This window comes from Winogradskyella alexanderae (assembly GCF_020166335.1).
GTDB classification, from domain to species: domain Bacteria; phylum Bacteroidota; class Bacteroidia; order Flavobacteriales; family Flavobacteriaceae; genus Winogradskyella; species Winogradskyella alexanderae.
This window is the reverse complement of the sequence record NZ_JAIUJR010000001.1, coordinates 631828-653718: the sequence shown is the minus strand read 5'-3', so window position 1 is coordinate 653718 and position 21891 is coordinate 631828. Positions and strand designations below refer to the sequence as shown.

18 protein-coding genes are annotated in these 21891 nt (G+C 34.7%); 11 read left to right on the top strand and 7 right to left on the bottom strand.

Going from position 1 to position 21891, the window contains the following annotated elements; translation table 11 throughout:
• Window positions 1-3: 3 nt before the first annotated feature.
• Both LBU54_RS02840 and LBU54_RS02835 read right to left on the bottom strand, forming a co-directional pair.
• Window positions 4-753 carry a geranylgeranylglyceryl/heptaprenylglyceryl phosphate synthase gene (locus LBU54_RS02840; protein ID WP_224525501.1) on the bottom strand — a complete coding sequence of 250 codons (750 nt, stop codon included), beginning with the start codon at window positions 751-753 and terminating at the stop codon, window positions 4-6.
• On the bottom strand, window positions 753-1379 hold the full coding sequence (locus tag LBU54_RS02835) for a 4'-phosphopantetheinyl transferase family protein (RefSeq protein WP_224525497.1): 627 nt from the start codon (window positions 1377-1379) through the stop codon (window positions 753-755). Before LBU54_RS02835 ends, LBU54_RS02840 begins: the two co-directional genes overlap by 1 nt.
• Before the next feature lie 129 nt (window positions 1380-1508).
• Between LBU54_RS02835 and ahcY the strand changes: the two genes are divergently transcribed.
• Window positions 1509-2822 carry an adenosylhomocysteinase gene (gene ahcY / locus LBU54_RS02830; protein ID WP_224525494.1) on the top strand — a complete coding sequence of 438 codons (1314 nt, stop codon included), beginning with the start codon at window positions 1509-1511 and terminating at the stop codon, window positions 2820-2822.
• 85 nt (window positions 2823-2907) lie between these two features.
• On the top strand, window positions 2908-3381 hold the full coding sequence (locus LBU54_RS02825) for a very short patch repair endonuclease (protein ID WP_224525481.1): 474 nt from the start codon (window positions 2908-2910) through the stop codon (window positions 3379-3381).
• A 1-nt stretch (window position 3382) separates the two neighbouring features.
• Here LBU54_RS02825 and LBU54_RS02820 read toward each other — a convergent pair whose 3' ends face one another.
• Window positions 3383-5470 (bottom strand): S46 family peptidase, encoded by a 2088-nt coding sequence (locus LBU54_RS02820; protein WP_224525478.1) that lies wholly within the window; start codon window positions 5468-5470, stop codon window positions 3383-3385.
• An 86-nt stretch (window positions 5471-5556) separates the two neighbouring features.
• On the opposite strand from LBU54_RS02820, the gene LBU54_RS02815 reads away from it, so the two are divergent.
• From LBU54_RS02815 to LBU54_RS02805, 3 genes are read left to right on the top strand one after another with little or no spacing between them, the layout of a single operon-like run.
• A complete protein-coding gene (locus LBU54_RS02815; RefSeq protein WP_224525475.1) occupies window positions 5557-6699 on the top strand; it encodes a methionine aminotransferase in 1143 nt (380 codons plus the stop codon).
• Between the two features lie 51 nt (window positions 6700-6750).
• Window positions 6751-7239 (top strand): hypothetical protein, encoded by a 489-nt coding sequence (locus LBU54_RS02810; RefSeq protein WP_224525471.1) that lies wholly within the window; start codon window positions 6751-6753, stop codon window positions 7237-7239.
• Complete coding sequence (locus LBU54_RS02805; RefSeq protein ID WP_224525469.1) at window positions 7239-8024, top strand: amidohydrolase; 786 nt, start codon at window positions 7239-7241, stop codon at window positions 8022-8024. The genes LBU54_RS02810 and LBU54_RS02805 overlap by 1 nt, the downstream gene beginning before the upstream one ends.
• Here LBU54_RS02805 and LBU54_RS02800 read toward each other — a convergent pair.
• Window positions 8008-9624: an Ig-like domain-containing protein gene (locus LBU54_RS02800; RefSeq protein ID WP_224525467.1), complete on the bottom strand. Its 1617-nt coding sequence runs from the start codon at window positions 9622-9624 to the stop codon at window positions 8008-8010. The two genes, LBU54_RS02805 and LBU54_RS02800, sit on opposite strands and share 17 nt — an antisense overlap.
• Window positions 9625-9679: 55 nt before the next feature.
• Window positions 9680-10300 (bottom strand): ComF family protein, encoded by a 621-nt coding sequence (locus tag LBU54_RS02795; RefSeq protein WP_262899706.1) that lies wholly within the window; start codon window positions 10298-10300, stop codon window positions 9680-9682.
• Between the two features lie 126 nt (window positions 10301-10426).
• Here LBU54_RS02795 and LBU54_RS02790 point away from each other — a divergent pair, with 126 nt between their 5' ends.
• From LBU54_RS02790 to LBU54_RS02780, 3 genes are all read left to right on the top strand, one after another.
• Window positions 10427-11311 carry a hypothetical protein gene (locus tag LBU54_RS02790; RefSeq protein ID WP_224525456.1) on the top strand — a complete coding sequence of 295 codons (885 nt, stop codon included), beginning with the start codon at window positions 10427-10429 and terminating at the stop codon, window positions 11309-11311.
• A gap of 63 nt (window positions 11312-11374) precedes the next feature.
• Window positions 11375-12913 carry a glycine--tRNA ligase gene (locus LBU54_RS02785; RefSeq protein WP_224525454.1) on the top strand — a complete coding sequence of 513 codons (1539 nt, stop codon included), beginning with the start codon at window positions 11375-11377 and terminating at the stop codon, window positions 12911-12913.
• Window positions 12914-13015: 102 nt separating this feature from the next.
• Window positions 13016-14689 carry an alanine/glycine:cation symporter family protein gene (locus tag LBU54_RS02780; RefSeq protein ID WP_224525436.1) on the top strand — a complete coding sequence of 558 codons (1674 nt, stop codon included), beginning with the start codon at window positions 13016-13018 and terminating at the stop codon, window positions 14687-14689.
• Between the two features lie 14 nt (window positions 14690-14703).
• Here the strand turns inward: LBU54_RS02780 and LBU54_RS02775 are convergent, their stop codons facing one another.
• Both LBU54_RS02775 and LBU54_RS02770 read right to left on the bottom strand, forming a co-directional pair.
• Window positions 14704-15288: a hypothetical protein gene (locus LBU54_RS02775; protein ID WP_224525433.1), complete on the bottom strand. Its 585-nt coding sequence runs from the start codon at window positions 15286-15288 to the stop codon at window positions 14704-14706.
• A gap of 78 nt (window positions 15289-15366) precedes the next feature.
• Complete coding sequence (locus LBU54_RS02770; RefSeq protein WP_224525430.1) at window positions 15367-18792, bottom strand: hypothetical protein; 3426 nt, start codon at window positions 18790-18792, stop codon at window positions 15367-15369.
• Between the two features lie 111 nt (window positions 18793-18903).
• On the opposite strand from LBU54_RS02770, the gene LBU54_RS02765 reads away from it, so the two are divergent.
• The 3 genes from LBU54_RS02765 (at window position 18904) to LBU54_RS02755 (ending at window position 21852) form a co-directional block, all read left to right on the top strand.
• Entirely contained in the window at window positions 18904-19665 is a 762-nt protein-coding gene (locus LBU54_RS02765; protein WP_224525428.1) for an exodeoxyribonuclease III, read from the top strand.
• A 29-nt stretch (window positions 19666-19694) separates the two neighbouring features.
• A complete protein-coding gene (locus tag LBU54_RS02760; RefSeq protein WP_224525426.1) occupies window positions 19695-20654 on the top strand; it encodes an OmpA family protein in 960 nt (319 codons plus the stop codon).
• Between the two features lie 160 nt (window positions 20655-20814).
• Window positions 20815-21852, top strand: a complete 1038-nt coding sequence (locus LBU54_RS02755; RefSeq protein ID WP_224525424.1) for an aldo/keto reductase — start codon at window positions 20815-20817, stop codon at window positions 21850-21852.
• Window positions 21853-21891: the final 39 nt, after the last annotated feature.

Here is a 21891-nt window from a genome sequence, read left to right as displayed (position 1 = left end):
TTTTTATTTTGTTGTAATCTTAGAATTGGGGTTAAGTAAACACTCAAAAAACAGCTTATCATTTTCAAAAGCATTACCGATTACAACTAAATCAGCACCTGCTTTCACAGCAGTCTGCAAGGCCACTTTAGATCTAATCCCGCCTCCAATAATAAGTGGTATATTAAGAGCTTGTTTTACCTGTTCAATTATTTTAGCTGAAATCGGGTTTAGAGCACCACTCCCGGCCTCAAGGTAAATTAATTTCATGCCTAGAAATTCGCCAGCTTTTGCAGTATGCTTAATGAGCTCAATATCTGTTCTATTAATTGGGCTAGTGTTACTTACGCTTTCTACAGAAGTCTTTTTTCCATTTTCAATTAAAATATATCCCGTTGGGATAACCTCTAAATTAGATTGAATTAATCTTTCTACTGCTTTAACTTGTTTGCCTATTAGATAATCTGGATTTCTCCCCGAAATAAGAGATAAAAATAAAACGCCATCTGCTTTATTTGATATTTGGTTTACATCTCCAGGGAAGAGAATAACAGGAAGTTTAGTGTGTAGTTTAATGTTTGAAATTAATTCATCGAGGTTATCAATTTTTACATCACTTCCGCCAACAAAAATATGAGTCGCAATTGTCCGGTTTATATTTCTGATAAATGAAGGAATTTCTTCGATTTCGATTTTATCAGGATCAATTAATACGGCCAGTTGTGTTTTACCAACTTCTGAGTTTATTATGATATTTTGATACAAACTATTCATTAAGGTACTACATATGCACAGGTGAATCCTTCAAATTCAAAAAAAGCAGTATTATATCTATATTTTTTATTGTCATAATCTATCCATGCTACGGTTTGGCCATCTTCAATCATAAAAGGAATAACTAAAAAATGTTTCTTAAATAGCATTCCAGGTGTAGCAAAAAGTTTATATAACGATTCTTTAATGCCCCAAATTACAGTCAATTTATTAATGTAATCTTCCGAATCAGATTTAAGATAATTAAATTCATAATCCACAAACTTTTTTGCAATAATGGCAATTTTATCCCTTTGCATTTCAATATCTATACCTACTTTATGGTCACTAATAATTACGCCTGAGAATGTAAATGAATGCGTTATTGATATGTGTTTACCGTCTCTAAGGTGTGGTTTACCGTAGTTATCATAATATAAGTCCTGATCTGTGTAACCGAATTCTCGAAGCAAATGTCTAACACTTAAAAATCCTCGTTGGTGTAATTCGCTTTTCATGCCTAAAACACGTTCCAGACTATTTGGTTTTAAGTCTAGAGGTTTCATTAAATCATTGTAGGACTCTTCAATCTTCCAGATTTTAACACAGGTTTGTGAGTTTACACTAATGGATTTGTATAGCGGCATTTAATAATCTAAAACCTATTGTTTACCTTTGCATCGCCTTAGGTCAATATGGTATTATTTGACTTAGCGAATTTAGTTATTTAAGGCTTAAACCCAAAGGCAAATAAAACTTTAAAAGTAAATACAACGATGAGTACGAAAATTGCATATGTTCCTTATAAAGTAAAGGATATGTCGCTTGCAGCGTGGGGAAGAAAAGAAATTGAATTAGCTGAGGCAGAAATGCCAGGCTTAATGAGCTTGCGAGAAGAATATAAAGATGAGCAACCTTTAAAAGGTGCTCGCATTGCAGGTTGTTTACACATGACAATACAAACAGCAGTTTTAATTGAAACGTTACAGGCATTAGGCGCCGAGGTTACCTGGAGTTCTTGTAATATTTTTTCAACACAAGATCAAGCTGCTGCTGCCGTTGCGGAAGCTGGCACTGCTGTTTATGCCTGGAAAAACATGACAGAAGAAGAGTTTGACTGGTGTATAGAACAAACTTTGTTTTTTGGTGAGGACAGGAAGCCACTTAATATGATTCTAGATGATGGTGGAGACCTAACCAATATGGTTTTAGACAAATACCCTGAATTAACAGCAGGAATAAAAGGACTATCTGAAGAAACAACTACTGGTGTACACCGTTTATATGAGCGTTTTAAAAATGGTACTTTACCAATGCCTGCAATTAACGTGAATGATTCTGTGACCAAATCTAAATTTGATAATAAATACGGTTGTAAAGAATCTGCAGTAGACGCAATTAGAAGAGCTACGGACGTAATGTTAGCAGGCAAACGTGTAACTGTTTGTGGTTATGGCGATGTGGGTAAAGGAACTGCAGCTTCATTTAAAGGAGCAGGAAGTATTGTAACAGTTACTGAAATAGACCCCATTTGTGCGTTACAAGCTGCAATGGACGGTTTTGAAGTAAAGCGATTAGAAACAGTAGTAGGCAACTCTGACATTATTATTACCTCAACGGGAAATAAGGATATCGTAAGAGCTGAGCATTTTAAAGCAATGAAGGATAAAACCATAGTTTGTAATATTGGTCATTTTGATAATGAAATACAAATGGCTTGGTTAAATGAAAATTACGGCCATACAAAAAACACAATTAAACCTCAGGTAGATAAATATACCATAGATGGTAAAGATATAATTGTATTAGCGGAAGGCAGACTTGTAAATCTTGGTTGTGCAACTGGTCATCCTAGTTTTGTGATGAGTAATTCGTTTACAAACCAAACTTTAGCACAGATTGAGCTTTGGAACAACTCAGAGAACTACGAAAACAAGGTATATATGTTACCAAAGCATCTTGATGAAAAAGTGGCAAAATTACACCTTGAAAAAATTGGTGTTGAATTAACCGAGTTAAAGAAAGACCAAGCTGAATATATAGGCGTAACAGTTGAAGGTCCTTTTAAACCCGAACATTACAGATATTAATATTATCAGAAATAATACTGAAAATCCCAAGCCTTTTCGCTTGGGATTTTTTTTGCAAATAAGTTGACTTATCTTTATAAGAACAATGTCATATACACAAGAAAAAATTAAAGTCCCTCGTTTTTGTGAAGAAGCTGGTTTCTACACCAGCGAAAAACGCTCTAAAATGATGAGCAAAATTCGCGGTACAAATTCAAAACCAGAATTAGTATTCCGTAGTGCACTATGGAAAAAAGGTGTTAGATATAGAATTAACAATAAACAATTACCAGGAAAACCAGATGTTAGTATAAAAAAATATAAGCTTGCCATTTTCATAGATGGTGAATATTGGCATGGTTATAATTGGGATGAACGCAAGCCTAAAGTAAAAACCAATCGGCGATTTTGGATTCCTAAAATTGAGCGCAACATGCAACGTGATAAAGAGGTTACGCAACAGCTAAATGACTTGGGCTATACAGTCTTTCGTTTTTGGGCACACGAAGTAAAAGATAGACTCAACACATGTCTTAATGATGTAATGCTTTATCTGTACATGGAAGGTTTAAAGAATTAGTTTACTTCTTTGGATGTACTAATTTCATCTCATTAATTAAATGCTGGGCATTTGCATACTTATCGACTATGAATAAGACATAACGCATATCTACCATGATATTGCGACAAATTTCTGGATCGTAATATATGTCACTCATTGTCCCTTCCCAAACTCTATCAAAATTTAAGCCTACCAGATTACCTTCAGCATCGATAGCTGGACTTCCAGAATTCCCTCCAGTAGTATGATTAGTCCCTAGGAAACATACTGGAAGTTTTCCGTTTTCGGCTGCATATTGACCAAAGTCTTTTGTATCGTATAACTCCCTCAATTTTTGCGGCACATCAAACTCATAATCTCCGGGAACATATTTCTCCATAACACCTTCCAGATAGGTCACCGGATTATAATATACCGCATCTCTTGGTGCATAACCATTAACTTTACCGTAGGTAACTCTGAGCGTACTATTAGCATCCGGGAAATAGCGTTCTTCTGGCATTACCTCCATTAAAGCTTTCATATATTTAGTCTGAAGATCATTAATTTCAATGTTAAGGCGTTGAAATTCTGGCTCTAAAGTCATATAAAACTCTATGACTAATGGTTTTGCGTATTGATAAGCAACATCTTCATTGAGTTTGGTGATAACTTCATTTGTATCTCCTTCCAATAGCTTCAAAGCGCTTTCTAAGTCTGTAAATGCGGTTTTATCATAAATTTTATCATCAAAGGTTTTCTTATACAAAGGAATTACTGCGTTAAAAACGCCTTTATCTACATCTTTGTTATAATTTTTATGAAGTCTCGTCAAATAATTAATAGTGTTTTCTTTTGCCTGATTAAATGTTTCATCGCCTTGCCTAGCAGACATTTCAAGTTGTGTTAACCGCAACATCATTTGCATTAGCTCACTGGTCCGTAAAAAGACTTCGATAAACTTTGATCGCTCTACGTTTATAGGTTCAAATTCACTATATAGCCTATTGAATTCTGAAAGAAGGTTCCCGTACTGACCCTCTTTACCTTGGGCTTTTAATGCTTTTGTGAAGTCAGCTTCAAATTGTCTCTTTATATCAATGGCACCACTTTTCTGAATACCCTGATTTTCGCCAATCCACTTTTTCCAAGCGTTGGCTATTCTGGCCTGTTTTGATGCATATTGAATTCTTATTTGATCATCGGACTTCATATAAGCATCAATTACTTTAAGTGCTGCATCTCTAATAGCAATTTTGACAGGATTAACTTTTTGGGTAATCTGCTCTACGGCCACAGCTGGCAAATACTCATTAGTACGTCCAGGAAATCCAAATACCATCGTAAAATCTCCCTCTTCAATACCATCTAAGGACACAGGTAAAAAATGTTTAGGTTTATATGGCACATTGTCTGTGCTGTACTTTGCTGGTCGGTTATTTTTATCCGCATAGATTCTAAACAATGAAAAATCGCCAGTGTGTCTTGGCCAGACCCAATTATCCGTATCACTTCCAAACTTTCCGATACCTACTGGCGGAGCACCTACTAATCGTACGTCTTCAAACCGCTCTGTAACAAACAAATAATACTGATTACCGCTATAAAACGGAGTAATTTTTACACCTTGCCATTCTTCTTTTTGAACATTCTTTTCAACTACATTTCTGTTCCTGTCTATTTGAGATTGTTTTTCCCTTGGGCTCATTGCGTCTGATACATTGCGTAACATTGCTTCAGTTACATCTTCAATCCTAACAATAAATTCTACAAACAAACCTTCGTTTGGAATTTCTTCCTCTAGTGACATGGCCCAAAATCCATTTGTTATATAATCATTTTCTAAGGATGAATGTGATTGTATTTGGCTGTAACCACAATGATGATTGGTCAATAACAGACCTTTGGGAGAAATAACTTCACTGGTGCAACCACCATTAAAATGTCCAATAGCATCTTTGAGACTAGAATTATTAACATCATATATGTCTTTTGCAGTTAGTTTACTTCCAAGATTTTGCATCTCTTTTTCGTTCATTCCTTCTAAGAGTGAAGGAATCCACATACCGCCTTGCTGGGCAGAAACTTGAAATACAATAAACAGAATTAAAATCTTAATGAGTCGCATATTATTAATTTTATTTGGTTAGTGTAAATATAAAAAAGAGGGTGCAAAACTTTAGTATTTTCAGGCTTTAAAGTAACTTGTAAGACATGAAACATCAGTCCAAACTCCCTAATACTGGCACTACCATTTTCACGATTATGAGTACCCTTGCTAACGAATACAATGCACTGAATCTTTCTCAAGGTTTCCCAAATTACCCTAGTGATAGCAAGCTAAACGATCTTGTCTCACAGGCTATGAACAATGGTTATAACCAATACGCGCCTATGGCTGGTAATTTAGACTTACGATTAGCTATAACCCATAAGTATAACCTTATTTACGACAGCACCTATCATCCTGAAAATGAAATCACTATAACTGCAGGTGCCACCCAGGCCATTTTTACTATAATCTCAACATTTATCAATGAAAATGACGAAGTAATCCTGTTTAAACCCGCTTATGATTGCTACGAACCAGCGGTCATATTAAACAGAGGTAAACCTATTGGTATAGAATTGAACGCTCCTGACTATAATGTAGATTGGGAGGAAGTAGCAACCAAAATATCATCTAAAACCAAGATGATAATTATTAATACGCCTCACAATCCAACAGGCTCAATTTGGTCAAAAGAAGATTTACTGCAATTACAATCGCTAACAGAAAATACGAATATTATAATACTTAGTGACGAGGTTTATGAACATATTGTTTTTGATAATGAAATGCATTATAGTGTTTGTCTGTTTGAAGATTTAAAAAAGCGTTCGTTTATAACAGCTTCTTTTGGTAAGACTTTTCATAACACAGGTTGGAAAATAGGCTATTGCTGTGCACCCAAAGCACTCATGGAAGAGTTTAGAAAAGTGCATCAATTCAATGTGTTTTCGGTAAATCATCCCGCTCAAAAAGGCCTTGCCGATTATATGGAAGACGAAAGCACTTATTTGGGACTCTCTGAATTCTTTCAACAAAAAAGAGATTTGTTTTTAAACTTAATTGAAAATTCTCGATTCAAATTCAAACCCTCTCAAGGCACTTATTTTCAGGTTTTGGATTATTCTAATATCACAGATGAATATGATGTAGATTTTGCAAAGCGCTTAACAAAAGAAGATAAAATCGCATCGATACCCTTATCTGTTTTCTATGATAAAAAGAAGAATGATAAGGCCTTACGATTTTGTTTTGCAAAAACTGATGAAACGTTAATAAAGGCAGCAGAGATTCTCTGTAAAATATGAGTTACTTTTTGTAAATTTCTGTGTCTCATATTTAAACTAAAACTTTATACGATGAAACAATTTGTTTTTCTTCTAATTTTCGCTCTTTCATTTTCAATTAATGCACAAGAAGTCAAAAAAGATGGGAAAGTATACCAAGTTAAAAAAGACCGGATTTTTTTGGATGGGAAGGATGTAACCGACATCTTAAATATTGAAGAAAATAAGGCTATTATTAAACAAGCCAATGCCATTTCTGAAGAATTAAAAATTAAAGAAAAGACCTTAAAAAAGGCTAAAAAAGCTGAAAAAGAAGCAAAAAAGGCTGAAAAAGCACAGAAAAAAGCTGAAAAAGGTCAAAAACGAGCTGAAGAAGCTTTAAACAAAAAGGAGAAAAATCAAAATCGTGTTAAACAACTACAGAGTAGCCTTGACAAAACACAAAAAAAATACAATAAGCTCAAGAAAAAAGGAAAGCTTTCTCCAGTTGATGAACAAAAATGGCTAGAAAAAATTGAGAAACTTCAATCTAAATTAACAAAGGCAAAAAAGAAACTGTAATGACCAAAGGCAACTTAAATGTCGCGATAGTCCAAACCAAATTATTTTGGGAAGATCCAGAAAGCAATCGGGAAAATCTTGAAGAGAAAATCAATACAGTCACAGAGGATATTGACATGATTGTTTTACCAGAAATGTTTACTTCAGGGTTTACAATGAACGCTATTAAGGTTGCAGAATCCATGAATGGTAAAACCATAAATTGGCTCAAACGAATTGCAAATCATAAAAACGTTGCAATTATTGGAAGTTTAGTCATTTCTGAAAACAATAACTTTTATAACCGTTTGGTTTGTGTAAAACCAAATGGCGAATTAATAGAATACGACAAAAGACATACCTTCACCCTGGCCGGTGAAGACAAGGTCTATACTGCAGGTACTCAAAAAGTAGTTTTTGATTACCTTGGTTGGAAAATTTGTCCCTTAATATGTTACGATCTACGCTTTCCTGTGTGGGCTAGAAATACTGAAGACTACGACCTTCTAATCTATGTTGCAAATTGGCCAAAACCTAGAATAAATGCTTGGGACGCATTGCTTAAGGCCAGAGCCATTGAAAACATGTGCTACTGTATTGGTGTAAATCGTGTAGGTTTGGATGGTCTTGACCATGAATATCCTGGACATTCTGGTGCATATGATGTGCTAGGACACAAAATAGAGCACATAAAACCCGATGAGGAGATTGTAGAGGTTGTAAAACTTGAAAAAACTTTAATAGCCCGATACAGAAATAAGCTCAATTTTTTAAATGATAGAGATACATTTAGTCTAAAAGCGTAAAGTCAATAACAAAATCAAAGCTAGCTCTTATTTCTTCCACATCTTCAGAAGGTGCGTAACTTACACGCTCTGGCTGAATCCCTAATAGATAGTTTCCTGTGTCATATTTGCCATTTGCATTGGTATCATAGATAACCCTTAAGGCATATTTTCGTGGCGCAACATCCCTAAAATCCACCACTGGGTTACCTGTTGTATAACGCTCGTATATTACTACACCATTATTATTAACAAGCTGGACAATTAACGGATATTCGGCATTTCTTAATTGCACTCTTAAGTTACCAAACTCTGACTTCATTTTAGTTCTGAAAGAAAAATTTAGAGTGTCTTTATTTACCCCACCATAAAAGTCTTCAAAAGTCTCTGGCAACATTGTAAACACATAACTCTGGCCTTCTTCCTTTTCAACCGGAAAGGTGTATTTGTTTAGAAGAGAATCGTATTCTACTTCAAAATCAGCTGAAGAAGAATCTTTCTTGATCAAACTAATTTTTGATTTATCAATTTTTACAAACGGTATATTACCATCTAGTGAAAAATCCTGATCAAAATTTAATGTGCCAGAATTTACCGCCCTAATGGTGAGCGAATCTGTTTCTAAAGCTCTAAATCTATGCTTAACCGTATCAACGTACTTTTCGTTTGTAATCTCAAAAAGTACCGTATCAATTTCAATTTTTGGTTTATACCAATAATAAAGCGTGTCTGCTTGTTTATCCTTGGTAATTCTGTGCTCAAAACCTTCAGGCTTGTCTCCTAAAAGTTCAATTTTCATAGTCTTATAGTTGCCTTCATAAGGAAACATAATACGATATTCGCCATCCTGTTTAGTTGAAAATGCCTTAAAATTTAGTTCTTCTTTAAACAGTGTCAGTCTATGGGAGGTGTCTGAAGGAATAGTGACAAATTCATTTTTAAAGGCTATTTTGTCATTTTTTTGATCAAAAATAAAATTAGAATTTTTATCCTTAAGAGCAAGGAGTTTATAGGTTCCAGCTTTGATATTATCAATTCTGAAGGTTGTTAAACTATCAAGTGTATTTGTAACATAACGTGGCTTTTCTTTAAACACCAGAGAATCTGAATAGCTTGAATCGACCTCATAAAGCATTACGGTAATGTATTCATCTGGTTTTTCCAATAATGCATCTTCGACATAGCCTGTTACTGATAAGGAATCTATAGTTTCGCCAGTTGAAAACACATATCTGTAATATGGATAAGGGTTTTCTTCATTGTTATCGACAATACTTTCTCCAAAATTAAAAGCGTAAGTTGTATTAGACTTTAATGTATCATTAATCTTTATTGAAATATATTTACTTGCACCTCCCATTGGAATAATAGTAGGCTCAGTATCCATGGGAGGTGAAATAATTAATTGCCTTCGCAAATCCTTTATCTTTACATACTCATCGAAGTAAATTTTTATTTCATCTCCTGTGAAATTTGTGGAAAAATTTTCAGGTTCGGATTTAAGGATTATTGGTGGCTCGGTATCTTTTTCCCCACCAGATGGTGAACCTCTATTGGCACAGCTTGCAATTAAAGCGATAAAAAATAAGCCAATAAATATGCGTTGCAAAGTTGAATACATTAAGAAAGAAGAATTTAAGACAAAGAAACAATTTTAATAGTTATCAACGAAAAATTTAATCTGCAATTGCCATTGTTGCTAAACTTAACTTAATATTATCAATTCTTAACAAAACAGACGCACAGGATTCAACCGTTGCACCAGTAGTAATGATGTCGTCAACTAATAAAATATGCTTACCTGACAATGCATGATTTTGACTAAGATCAAAAACAGATTTTTCATTGTCAGAGCGTGTTAGCCTGCCTTTAAAAACTTGTGTTCTTGTTGCTTTTGTCTTTATCAACACCCTGTCGTTATATTCCGCATCCAAAGCCTTTGCAATTGCTCTACCAAATTTCTCCACTTGATTGTAACCTCTCTCTCTTAATCTAGTTTTGTACAACGGTACTGGAACCACAACATCAATGGATTTATATGCATCGATATTTTTTAATTCGCCCCCAAGCCATTTTCCAAAAAAACCACCTACTTGTTCATGGCCACGGTATTTTAAATTGTGCATTAGTTGTTGTACAATTCCTTTTTTTGTAAAGTGCAAAAGTGCTGTTGCATTTTGTAATTGTACTCTTCCGTAAAGTACTTTTTTTACAGCATCGTTATTATCATAATGGTAATTTGTTACCGGCAATTGATGCCTACATGAAATGCACACTGTAGTCTCCCTATCTTTCAAGATGTTGTAACAAGCTTCACACACTTGAGGGAAAAACAAATTCAACAAATTTTTTACCACTTAATCGATTAAAATAAAATGCCCATTCAATTAGCCATAATTTTGCATTGAAAATAGCAATTAATTATGATAGTTAACCCTCAATTATTTAACTACAGATTAATTATAGGTTCTTTATTAGTTGTTTTAACTGCTCTTGGTATTTATAGCTTTACAAATTATAAATCCATAAAATCCTACGAAGAATTCCTAGAGCAAGAAAAGTTTTTGATAGAGCAAGAATTATCAGAAATGATTCTAAGTTATGACGAACTGAGCCAAGACTATGATCTTATGGCTTCTCAGCTCCAAGAGGCAAAACTGGAAACTAAAAACGCTTTGGATTCCTTAAGGTTATTAAAAAGTGATTTATCGATAATCACTAAATTCAAGGAGCAACTTATAATTTTTAAATCTAAGAATAAAATACTTTTAAGTACCATAGACTCTTTAAATGTTGCCAACAAGAAGCTTCAGAAAGAGAATAAAGATGCTTTGGATACCATTGAAAGAAAAAGCTTCGCCTTGAATGATTTAGCCTCAAAAAATGATTTATTAAACAAAGTGATTGACAATGCGGCCATACTAAAAGCAAGCGATGTCAAAGCACAATCTTATAAACTAAGTGGCTCTAAAAAAAGGTTTACAACAAAAGCCAGACGAGCAAATGCCATCGATGTTTGTGTTTTACTAGCAGAAAATCCATTAACGGAAAAAGGTGAAAAAGATATTTATATCCAAATTGTAAGCCCTGACGGTAATATTATCGCTGATAAAAGCGAAGTATTTTTTGGAGATTTTTCTCTTATATACAGTGAAAAAGAAGTTATAGAATACAATAACGAAACCCTGGAGATTTGTGTTGCAATTGTTGCAGATGAAGATGATAAACCTTTTCAAAAAGGCGATTATTTTATCAATGTATTTCATGAAAATATCAAACTTGGAAACACGCGCTTAAAATTAAAGTAAATACGAAAACATAATTTTCCTAAAACCACTCTAAAAATTAGAGTGGTTTTATATTTTTGTGACATGGCAAACGACGATACATTTAAAAAGGTAATATCTCACGCAAAAGAGTATGGTTATGTCTTTCAAAGCAGTGAGATTTACGACGGACTTAGTGCTGTCTATGACTATGCTCAAAATGGTGCTGAGTTAAAGAATAATATCCGCAACTATTGGTGGAAAGCTATGGTACAAATGCACGAAAATATTGTAGGTATAGATGCCGCAATATTTATGCATCCGACGACATGGAAAGCTTCAGGTCACGTTGATGCTTTTAATGATCCTCTTATTGACAATAAAGACTCAAAAAAGCGCTATAGAGCAGATGTTTTAGTAGAAGACTACTGCGCAAAACTAGAAGGCAAAATTAACAAGGAAATTGCTAAGGCGGCAAAGCGTTTTGGCGATGATTTTAATGAACACGAATTTGTAAACACTAATGGTCGTGTTCTTGGATACAAAGAAAAAATTGAAACCACATTAAAACGTCTTGCAAAATCTCTTGAAAATGAGGATTTAGCAGATGTAAAGGCATTGATCGAGGAACTGGAAATAGCAGATCCGTTGACTGGTAGCCGTAATTGGACCGAGGTAAAGCAATTTAATCTCATGTTCGGAACCAAGCTTGGAGCGTCTGCAGAATCTGCGATGGACTTATATTTAAGACCGGAAACGGCCCAAGGAATATTTGTTAATTTTTTGAATGTCCAGAAAACTGGCCGAATGAAAATTCCGTTTGGTATAGCTCAAACAGGTAAAGCATTTAGAAACGAAATTGTAGCAAGGCAGTTTATTTTTAGAATGCGTGAGTTTGAACAAATGGAAATGCAATTTTTCATTAAACCAGGTACTCAGAAAGAATGGTTTGATTATTGGAAAGAAACCAGGCTTAAATGGCATAAATCTTTGGGCATGGGCAACGAAAATTATCGTTTTCACGACCATGAGAAATTAGCACATTATGCGGATGCTGCTACTGACATTGAATTTAAGTTCCCATTTGGCTTTAAAGAACTTGAGGGCATCCATTCTCGTACTGATTTTGATTTAAGTCAGCATGAAGAATACTCAGGTAAAAAATTACAATACTTTGATCCTGAAGACAATTCAAGCTACACCCCTTATGTACTTGAAACATCAATAGGATTAGATAGGATGTTCTTAGCTGTTTTTTCAAATTCCTTACAAGAGGAACAACTTGATAATGGTACGACAAGAACTGTCTTAAAACTGCCTGCTGTTTTAGCACCAACAAAAGCAGCCGTTCTACCATTGGTTAAAAAAGACGGTTTACCTGACATAGCAAGGCGCATTGCTGAAGAACTAAAATGGGATTTTAATATAGATTATGATGAGAAAGATGCGGTTGGAAGACGCTACAGAAGACAAGACGCTGTTGGCACACCATTCTGTATCACTGTTGATCATGATACCTTAGAAGATAATACAGTAACTATTCGCCATAGGGATACTATGGAACAAAAACGTGTAAAAATTGAAGAGCTCAGTAATCTAATTAAAGCAGAGGTTGACATGAAACATTGGCTCAAAAAAATGTAGCTCGAAAATCCAATTAAAAAATATAAAAGCACCAAATGGTGCTTTTTTGCTTTGACAATTTTTATGTTTGCAACTCAACATTTAAACACTAACCAAAAATAAATGGGAGAGATTAATGATTTTTTATCTCTTATAGATAGTTATATAGGAAGTTCTATTTGGTTTCCTTATGTTCTTTTAGGTACAGGTCTCTTTTTTACCATTTACCTAAAGTTTCCTCAAATAAGATATTTCAGATTTGCATTACGTGTTGTAAGCGGTAAATACGATAAAGCTGACAATGAGGGCGATACCAATCACTTTCAAGCACTTACCACAGCACTATCTGGAACAGTTGGCACAGGGAATATAGCAGGTGTTGCACTGGCAGTGCATATTGGTGGCCCAGCTGCTGTTTTCTGGATGTTAATGACGGCAGCATTAGGTATGTGTACAAAATTTGTGGAAGTGACCCTATCACACAAATATCGTGAAAAAGCAGAAGATGGTTCTATGGCAGGAGGCCCCATGTATTACATGAAAAATAAATTAAACATGAAATGGCTTGCTGGGATTTTTGCTTTTGCAACTATTCTTTCCTCTTTTGGTACTGGTTCCTTACCTCAAATAAATAGTATTTCGGCTTCTCTTAATGCAACATTTGGTTTAAATGAAATGCTTGTTGGAGGTGTACTGGCTGTTTTGTTAGGCTTGGTAATAATTGGTGGCATAAAGCGAATTGCTGCGGTTACATCAAGATTGGTCCCTGCAATGGCATTTATTTATTTAGTTGGTGCCTTAGCAGTAATTCTTTATAATTATGATAATATCATACCTTCATTCATTTCTATCTTTGCAGATTTATTCACTGGTTCTGCTGCGACAGGTGGTTTTCTTGGTGCTTCGATAGCTTTTGCTTTTAACAAAGGTGTTGGTAGAGGCCTTTTCTCAAACGAGGCAGGACAAGGTAGTGCTCCCATAGCACATGCGGCAGCAAAAGCAAATCAACCAGTTTCGGAGGGTCTTGTAGCTATCCTGGAGCCGTTTATTGACACTATTTTTATTTGTACGCTTACCGCTCTTGTTCTTTTATCTTCTGGAGTCTGGACTGAAAAATTACAGAACAAATTTGACTATGTAGATATGCAAATACTTGCAGAAAGCTACACAGATAAGACTGGTGAAGGTAAAATAATGCTTGCTAATCACATTAGCGAAGTAGCAACGCTTCCATTATTTAACGGAAATTTGAAAGTTGTTGACGGCGTTATTCAAAATGATATATCTATAATTAATGCAAGGTCTCTGGCTGAAAAAGTAGTTGTAAAACGAGATTTAATTCCAATAACGGAAGAAATCAAAATTGTAAACGGCAAACCAAATGATACCTCACTCTCATTTGAAGGACTATCTTTAGTTCATAGCGCGCCTTTAACTGCAGAAGCCTTTACAAGAAGTTATTTTGGAAAGTATGGCCAGTATATTGTTTCCATTGGTCTTTTGTTGTTTGCATTTAGCACAGCTATAAGCTGGTCTTACTATGGAGGAAGAGCAATGACCTATTTGTTAGGTTCTAAATCTGTTGTATACTATCGCATCGTATATGTCATAGCCTTTTTTATTGCTTCCTTTGCAGATACAACTGTTATTTGGACATTATCGGGTATAACAATAGCCTTAATGACTTTACCAAATTTATTTGGAATCCTTATGTTGCGTAAAGATATGAAGCAAACTGTGGCAGACTACTGGGATAAGTTTAAAAAAGATTGGCCCGACGAATCTACACCTGAGTAAAACGCTTAAGCAGACTAAAATCTATAACCAAAATTAACTGCAAATCTTAGCTCTATATTTTCGAGATAATCATCCTTGAAGTTTCCTAAGTTCCTAGCTATATCTCCATTTAAAGTCAAGGTAAATTTGTTATCAAACATCCATTTATGACCAATGCCAAATCCTGCCGAAGCACCACCAATGTCATAGGTAAATTCTTCTGTAATTTCTGATTCTGTCGCTATATCATAGAAATAATAATCCTCGGTGGTTATTTCTCCTGTTCTAAATTTAAATTGTGGGTAAAAGAAAAAACCGTGATGATCCTTCTCCTTGGAAAAATAAACAAGATAAGCAGCTCTTAGGGTAAATGCAGAATTATCTTCAATATAACCTACATCATAGTAACCATATGTGTCAAAAATATTTGCACTTAAAAACAGCGATTGGTTGTTTTCAAAAATACGTTCGTAATTAATGCCCAAGGTTCCAGCAACTACAAGATCTAAAAGATTTAAAGAAATCTCGTTATTCTTAGTTGGCTCAGTATTATTAGTATCTTGAGCGTGGCTACTAAATAAAAATAGCCCCAAAAGGATTACAATAATTTGTTTTTTCATTTAAGATTGATTTTAGTTGTAACAATATACCTTTAGATGCAATTATTACTAATTGGTTGCGTAAGAAATTAAATTGTTTTAAAAATAAGCCTTTAATTGTACTGTGCCCGTATGTATGGTCCTAGCTGTTTCGGTTTTGCGACCAAAATAAGACAAATTTAAATCCAAGAATTTTGTTAACTTTTTTTGTGCTAATAAATTCCAAGTGAAGTTCTTTCCAGGCTGTAATCCTTCGAGCATTTGGTAGGCTACAGGAGTATTTGGATTACCCTCAAAGTCGTTTTGAAAATAATTAAACGCTCCAGTAAGTGCTATTTTTTGTGCATTGTTATACGTAAATGATAAACCATAATTGTTCTGTGATAGTGATTCTAGGCTACCAATGGTATTAGATTTGGAGGTATACTGATAAAAAAGATCAAACTGCGCGTTTTCGTTAAATAAATAAGACAATTTAGGTTGAAATCGTTCTTCTTGTATGTTAAAGTTTCTATTCGCAAAATTTTCACTCAAACTTTCTTCTGTACCAAAACTTCCTAATGCATTAATGAGCCAATTTGTGGCGAACTTATGGTTAAAGTTAAATTGGTGATTATTCAGTTTGTTTTCTTGAAAGCCAATTGAAAGTAAATTACGACTCGTATTTGTTAAGAACGTATATGACGTTGTGAAACGCTGTTTACCTCTGTTGTAAAAAAGAACATTTCTAATACTATTATTCAATGCTAATTCATTATCCTCATTCGATTCAAATGGATTTAAGTTAAAATTGTTACCGTCACGCCTCACTTTTCGATCAATTAAAAATGACGTTTGATTGTAAAAATGCGAAAAGAATTTATTCCATTTATCCTTTGAAGTACTTAATTGTTGTAAGTTAACTGTAACTGTTTGGCTTAATCTGTTTTGATGAGTTCTCACGAAGACTTGATTTGGTAAAAGTACACGTATGTAATTACCTTGATCTGCAAATTGCGCCAGTTCAAATTCATCCAGTTCTTGCACGCCATTTTCATTATAATCAAACCACGTATAAGCACCTTGACCTGCTTCTACTTCAACATAAGTAAAATCTTGTTGCGGTAAAGTTCCTGAGTTGGTCTCAAAATTAGTATTCCAAATAAGGATATTCTTAAATAGTTTTTGGTTAAAGTTTAACCTGCTATTCAAGCTTTGTTCGTTTTGAGAATCCTCTACATTAGCTTTTAAAGCTCTGTAGTTAACAAACAATTGCAAATTGGTTGCCTTGTTTTGGATAAGTCTTGACTTTAAATAATAGGTGTTTGAACGGTTTACACGTTGTACAAGATTATTTCTAACGCTATCATTTACACGATTTATATAACCAAGCTCAACAAAGACCTTTGTACTGTCGCCAACACCTACAAAAGCCTCATAAGACTTATATTTTTGGCTCAATGGCGTTAAGGAGTCTGTTGCCAAGACACTTTGTTCATTGTCCTCCAATGCTAATTTTGCACCAGCCCATTTATTGTTTTTACCATATACCACACGATTAAATGACCGCAAAAAAGTGGAACTATTTATAGTACTCTCCCCATTGAGATAACTTGTATTTGAAAAAACTGTAAAATTTCCCAATCTGAGATTAGCTCCAAAATTGTGACGATTGCCATTAAAATTGCTGGCATAGTCTAAATATTCAAAATTATAGTACGCTCTACCCTTTTTTAAATGAGAAAGTTGAAGGCCTGAGGTAAAAAGAAGTTGATCACCAAGATTAAAGTTGCCTTGGTCATCTCTCTGATCTTCCAAATTCCAATCACGATTAAACTCTGCTCTATAAAGTCGCTGTATTGTTCTAAAATCCTTTTGGATAAAATCGGTATCTATTAGTGCCTCTAAATTCCATAGACTATCTGATTTTATAATACTCTGGTTTACTCGCAGTTTACCTGCAAAACCATCATTGTCATCATCATCTAAACTAGAAAATAGATTTAGATCATTTTTGCTTCCAGCAAGTTCAAAAAAGACATTTGTTTTTTCAGATGGTTTGTAACGACCATTTAGCACTGCAATTTGTAATCGTTCTGGCGCCACCAATTGTACAATGGGTTCATAATTACCTTGTGGTACTCCAGCAACTGGAGGAACATATTCAAAAATGTTGGTTACTGCATTATCATTGCTTAATACGTAATTTCCTTGATTGGGTCCAACTAAGGTAAAATTCACACTAAACAACTCAACACTTGGATCATTTGAAAAAACAAATATTTCTTCTGTCCCTACTAACTCTTTACGATATAAAATTCTGTTTTCGGAAAAGCTCTGTGACACAGCGGATGGGGCAGCCATTAAATCCCTATCATCACCAGCGTCTGCAAGTATTTGAGTCTGCTCAGTAGAAAGATTTTGTTGTAAAGGTTGGTTCTTTGCATCACTCTCAGAGTATACCGACACATTAAGGTTGAACTTTTCAGATGTATAACTTCCTCCACCAAAAACAGTAAATCTGCTGTAATTACGTTCACTAAACTGATAGTCTACCGTAATTCGCATTTCTGAGGTTACGGGAAAGGTAGAATTAAAGATTATCTCACCAGCATTATAGTCAATAATATAATCCCTATTCTCGCCACGCTCCAAAGGTACGCCATTAACATAGACCGTTTCACTACCAGAAACTATGAGTACAAAAAGTTCATTATTGGGCCCTCTTAATTTGTATGGCCCTTGGTTTCCTTCCTGAGCAACAAACTGAGTTGTTGTAAATTGCCCTCTTACCAATGCACCAGAAGCGAATACATTAATCTTTTCATTTATATTGGCATTTACGAGCAAGCCCTGAACTCTCTTGGTAAATTTCGCGAAATAACTTTCATTATTAATAAGATCAATATCTCCTGCTCTTATATTCCAACTATCACTGAATAACTCAATAAACACCTGATCGAATTCGTCCAATCGTTGTGAATAGCCACTTTCTTGTAATGGAATATTGGCATCTTGTATGGAAGCTCTCAGTGAAACCTTATCGCTTAACTTCCCAGAAATCTGTAAATCTAATTCGCTGTTTAAAACAGAATTTTGGTTATTACCAACAGTTACACCTCTAGAGATACTTCCAGAGGTCGTTAATCCGTCAAAAGGCGTAAAAATATCTTTTCCACTAGTATTTTCAAGCTGATAGAGTTTTCTTAAGCTAGAACTTCGGCTTACAATAATACTCTCGTCTAACTGCTTATATTCTTTTGTAATAAAGTTTGGATAGCGTAAATAATCTATTACAATGGTATCGGCAGAAATTGGGGCTCTTAAACTCATTGTCGCCTTAGAAAAGTCGATACTATAAAGAGTAGAATCTAAGACAGCACCTGTTTTATTCTTCACCACCAAATAGGAAGGATTTATACTTACTGTATCGATTTTAATGGAGTCTCTAACCGCCAATTTCTTGGTCCTATAATTCCCTCTATTTTCCTGGGCTTTTCCAAGAAAAGAAAATAGTAGTAAAAATAAGACCAATGCTTGCTTCATGTAGACTAATAACTAGTTAAACAGCAAAATATTTTATTGTTAAAATAGGCTCAAAACAATAGTGTAAAAGTAGGGTATTATTTAATTTCGCTTAAACCTTAATATTGAAAGATGAAAATCGCTTCGTATAACGTAAATGGAATCCGCGCAGCAATAAACAAAGGATTTATAAAGTGGTTAAATGCTACCAGTCCAGATGTTATTTGTCTACAGGAAATTAAAGCACTAGAAGAACAGTTAGATTTAAACTTATTCACTAAAATCGGGTATGATTACAACTACTGGTTTAGCGCTCAAAAGAAGGGTTATAGTGGCGTCGCAATACTGTGTAAAAACGAACCAAAGCATATTGAATTTGGTACCGGAATAGAGTCAATGGATTTTGAAGGCCGAAACATAAGAGTAGATTACGATAAGGTATCCGTAATGAGTATGTATTTGCCCTCTGGAACAAATGATGCAAGATTGGAGCACAAGTTTGAGTACATGGATTTAATACATGATTACCTTAATAAACTTCAGAAAAAATTACCAAATTTAGTAGTCTGTGGCGATTATAATATTTGTCATGAGCCTATAGATATTCATAATCCAAAAATGAAAGGAGTCTCTGGTTATTTGCCTGAAGAACGTGAGTGGTTAGGCAATTTTATAGATAGCGGATTCATAGACAGTTTTAGATATTTACATCCAGAAAAACAAGAGTTTTCTTGGTGGAGCTATCGCGCCAATGCCAGAGCAAACAACAAGGGTTGGCGCTTAGATTATGCAATGGTTAGCAAACCATTACAAGAAAAAATAAAACGTAGCGTTATACTTACCGAAGCAGTTCATAGTGATCACTGCCCTATTCTATTAGAATTGAATCTATAGTTTAATTTTCAATCAATAAAACGTAAAAAATGATAAAACAAATTTGCTTGTTAGTACTAATAGTTAGCTTATTTAGCTCTTGTGTATCAAAGAAAATCTATACAGACCTAGAGGATAAATACGCAAACCTCAAGAAAGAAAATAGGAGCCTGAATGATCAGGTTGAGAAACTTGATGGTGAAAACAATGCAATGCTAAACGACCTCAATACTTTAAAGTCTCAGTATGATAAAGCAGTTGAAGAACTTGGTGCCTTAAAATCAGAATTAGTAGCCACTAAATCTAATTTTGACAACCTCAAAGCATCCTATGAGGCCTTAGAAAAAAACAGCTCAGCGGAAATTGCAAAAAACTCAAAAAAGAATAGAGAGTTATTAGCACAACTAGAAGCTAAAGAGCAAGCGCTCGCAAGTGAAAATGCAAGATTAGAAAAACTAAAAAAAGAATTAGAAGACCGATCTAAACGCGTTTCGGAATTAGAAAGTGTTATAGCAACTAAAGATGCAAATATGAGAGCATTGAAAGATGCTATTTCAAAAGCACTAACTAATTTTGAAGGCAAGGGTTTAACCGTAGAGCAACGCGATGGCAAGGTTTATGTCTCAATGGAGAACAAATTACTTTTTCAGTCTGGAAGTTGGTCTGTTGGATCAGAAGGACGTAAGGCAGTTCAACAATTGGCAAATGTCCTTGCGGAAAATCCAGATATAGCTATTTTAATCGAAGGACATACTGATAATGTGCCTTACAAAGGCAACGCCCAACTTAGTGGCAATTGGGATTTATCTACAAAACGTGCTACGGCTATTGTTAATATTCTAAGAGAAAATGGCGCAATTAATCCTGAGAATCTGACTGCAGCTGGTCGTGGTCAATATGCGCCAATTGCTCCTAATGATACTTCAGAAGGTAGAGCAAAAAACAGAAGAATTGAGGTGATTTTAACACCAAAACTAGATGAAATCTCAAAATTGCTCAATGATATTTAGTCAATAAAACTTAACATATATTTAGACCTTTCCTATTGTATTGACCTGAAAGGTCTTCTTATTTTTGCTATTCTAATGTCATTGCGAGCGAAGCGTGGCAATCTAAGTAATAGAAACTTAAGTATAATTAAAAAGATTCCCACTTTCGTGGGAAATGAATATGAAATACACTACACTTCCCAACACCGATATAAAAGTGAGCAAAATATGTCTTGGAACTATGACTTGGGGAAATCAAAACACCCAAGAAGAAGGGTTTGCTCAAATGGATTTAGCATTAGATAAAGGTGTAAACTTTTTTGATGTTGCAGAATTATATCCAGTACCTGCAACCGCAGAGACCTATGCCGATACAGAACGCATCATTGGTAACTGGTTTACTAAAACTGGTAATAGAGACAAAGTTATATTAGCTACAAAAATTGCTGGACCAGGAGACTACACAGCACATATCAGAACTACTGGTTTCAGTAAGCAAGCGCTACATGATGCCGTAAATAATAGTCTAAAACGTTTACAAACAGATTATATCGACTTATACCAATTGCACTGGCCAGAGCGTCAAACTAATACTTTTGGGGTAAGAGATTATACACATAATCCTGATGATGGCTGGGAAGATAATTTTAATGAAATACTACATACTCTTAATGAAATAATTGAGTCCGGAAAAATAAGACATGTTGGATTATCAAATGAGAAAGCGTGGGGAACTATGCGTTATTTAGAAGAATCTAAACATCATAATTTACCTCGAATGATAACCATTCAAAACGCTTATTCTTTGTTATGTCGGCCTTTTGAAGGCGATCTTGCCGAGATAGCACATCGCGAAAATATTGGCTTGTTAGCCTATTCACCCATGGCATTCGGTGTACTCTCCGGTAAATACATAAAAGGAACTGCCGCAGATAATGCCAGACTAAAATTGTTTCCGAGATTTGCACGTTACAGTAGTGAACAAGCTACTGAAGCTACAAGACGTTATTTGAAAATTGCAGAAGATAATGGCTTATCCTTGGCACAAATGGCCTTAGCTTTTGTTAATGAAAGACCTTTTTTAACGAGTAACATTATTGGTGCTACTAGCTTGGAACAATTAGAAGAAAATATTGATAGCATATATATTTCGCTTTCAAATGAAGTCATGAAAGAAATTGACAAGGTGCATGCCGCTATTCCAAACCCGGCGACATAAAAAACAAAAAAGCCCTTCCAAATTGGAAGGGCTTTTTTT

Bases quoted from the DNA above. Each gene is read 5' to 3' on its own strand.
- LBU54_RS02805 (WP_224525469.1), top strand. From the start codon at position 7,239: ATGACCAAAGGCAACTTAAATGTCGCGATAGTCCAAACCAAATTATTT.
- LBU54_RS02765 (WP_224525428.1), top strand. From the start codon at position 18,904: ATGAAAATCGCTTCGTATAACGTAAATGGAATCCGCGCAGCAATAAAC.
- LBU54_RS02800 (WP_224525467.1), bottom strand. From the start codon at position 9,624: ATGTATTCAACTTTGCAACGCATATTTATTGGCTTATTTTTTATCGCT.
- LBU54_RS02810 (WP_224525471.1), top strand. From the start codon at position 6,751: ATGAAACAATTTGTTTTTCTTCTAATTTTCGCTCTTTCATTTTCAATT.
- ahcY (WP_224525494.1), top strand. From the start codon at position 1,509: ATGAGTACGAAAATTGCATATGTTCCTTATAAAGTAAAGGATATGTCG.
- LBU54_RS02755 (WP_224525424.1), top strand. From the start codon at position 20,815: ATGAAATACACTACACTTCCCAACACCGATATAAAAGTGAGCAAAATA.
- LBU54_RS02785 (WP_224525454.1), top strand. From the start codon at position 11,375: ATGGCAAACGACGATACATTTAAAAAGGTAATATCTCACGCAAAAGAG.
- LBU54_RS02770 (WP_224525430.1), bottom strand. From the start codon at position 18,792: ATGAAGCAAGCATTGGTCTTATTTTTACTACTATTTTCTTTTCTTGGA.
- LBU54_RS02775 (WP_224525433.1), bottom strand. From the start codon at position 15,288: ATGAAAAAACAAATTATTGTAATCCTTTTGGGGCTATTTTTATTTAGT.
- LBU54_RS02815 (WP_224525475.1), top strand. From the start codon at position 5,557: ATGAAACATCAGTCCAAACTCCCTAATACTGGCACTACCATTTTCACG.
- LBU54_RS02835 (WP_224525497.1), bottom strand. From the start codon at position 1,379: ATGCCGCTATACAAATCCATTAGTGTAAACTCACAAACCTGTGTTAAA.
- LBU54_RS02820 (WP_224525478.1), bottom strand. From the start codon at position 5,470: ATGCGACTCATTAAGATTTTAATTCTGTTTATTGTATTTCAAGTTTCT.
- LBU54_RS02760 (WP_224525426.1), top strand. From the start codon at position 19,695: ATGATAAAACAAATTTGCTTGTTAGTACTAATAGTTAGCTTATTTAGC.
- LBU54_RS02825 (WP_224525481.1), top strand. From the start codon at position 2,908: ATGTCATATACACAAGAAAAAATTAAAGTCCCTCGTTTTTGTGAAGAA.
- LBU54_RS02780 (WP_224525436.1), top strand. From the start codon at position 13,016: ATGGGAGAGATTAATGATTTTTTATCTCTTATAGATAGTTATATAGGA.
- LBU54_RS02840 (WP_224525501.1), bottom strand. From the start codon at position 753: ATGAATAGTTTGTATCAAAATATCATAATAAACTCAGAAGTTGGTAAA.
- LBU54_RS02790 (WP_224525456.1), top strand. From the start codon at position 10,427: ATGATAGTTAACCCTCAATTATTTAACTACAGATTAATTATAGGTTCT.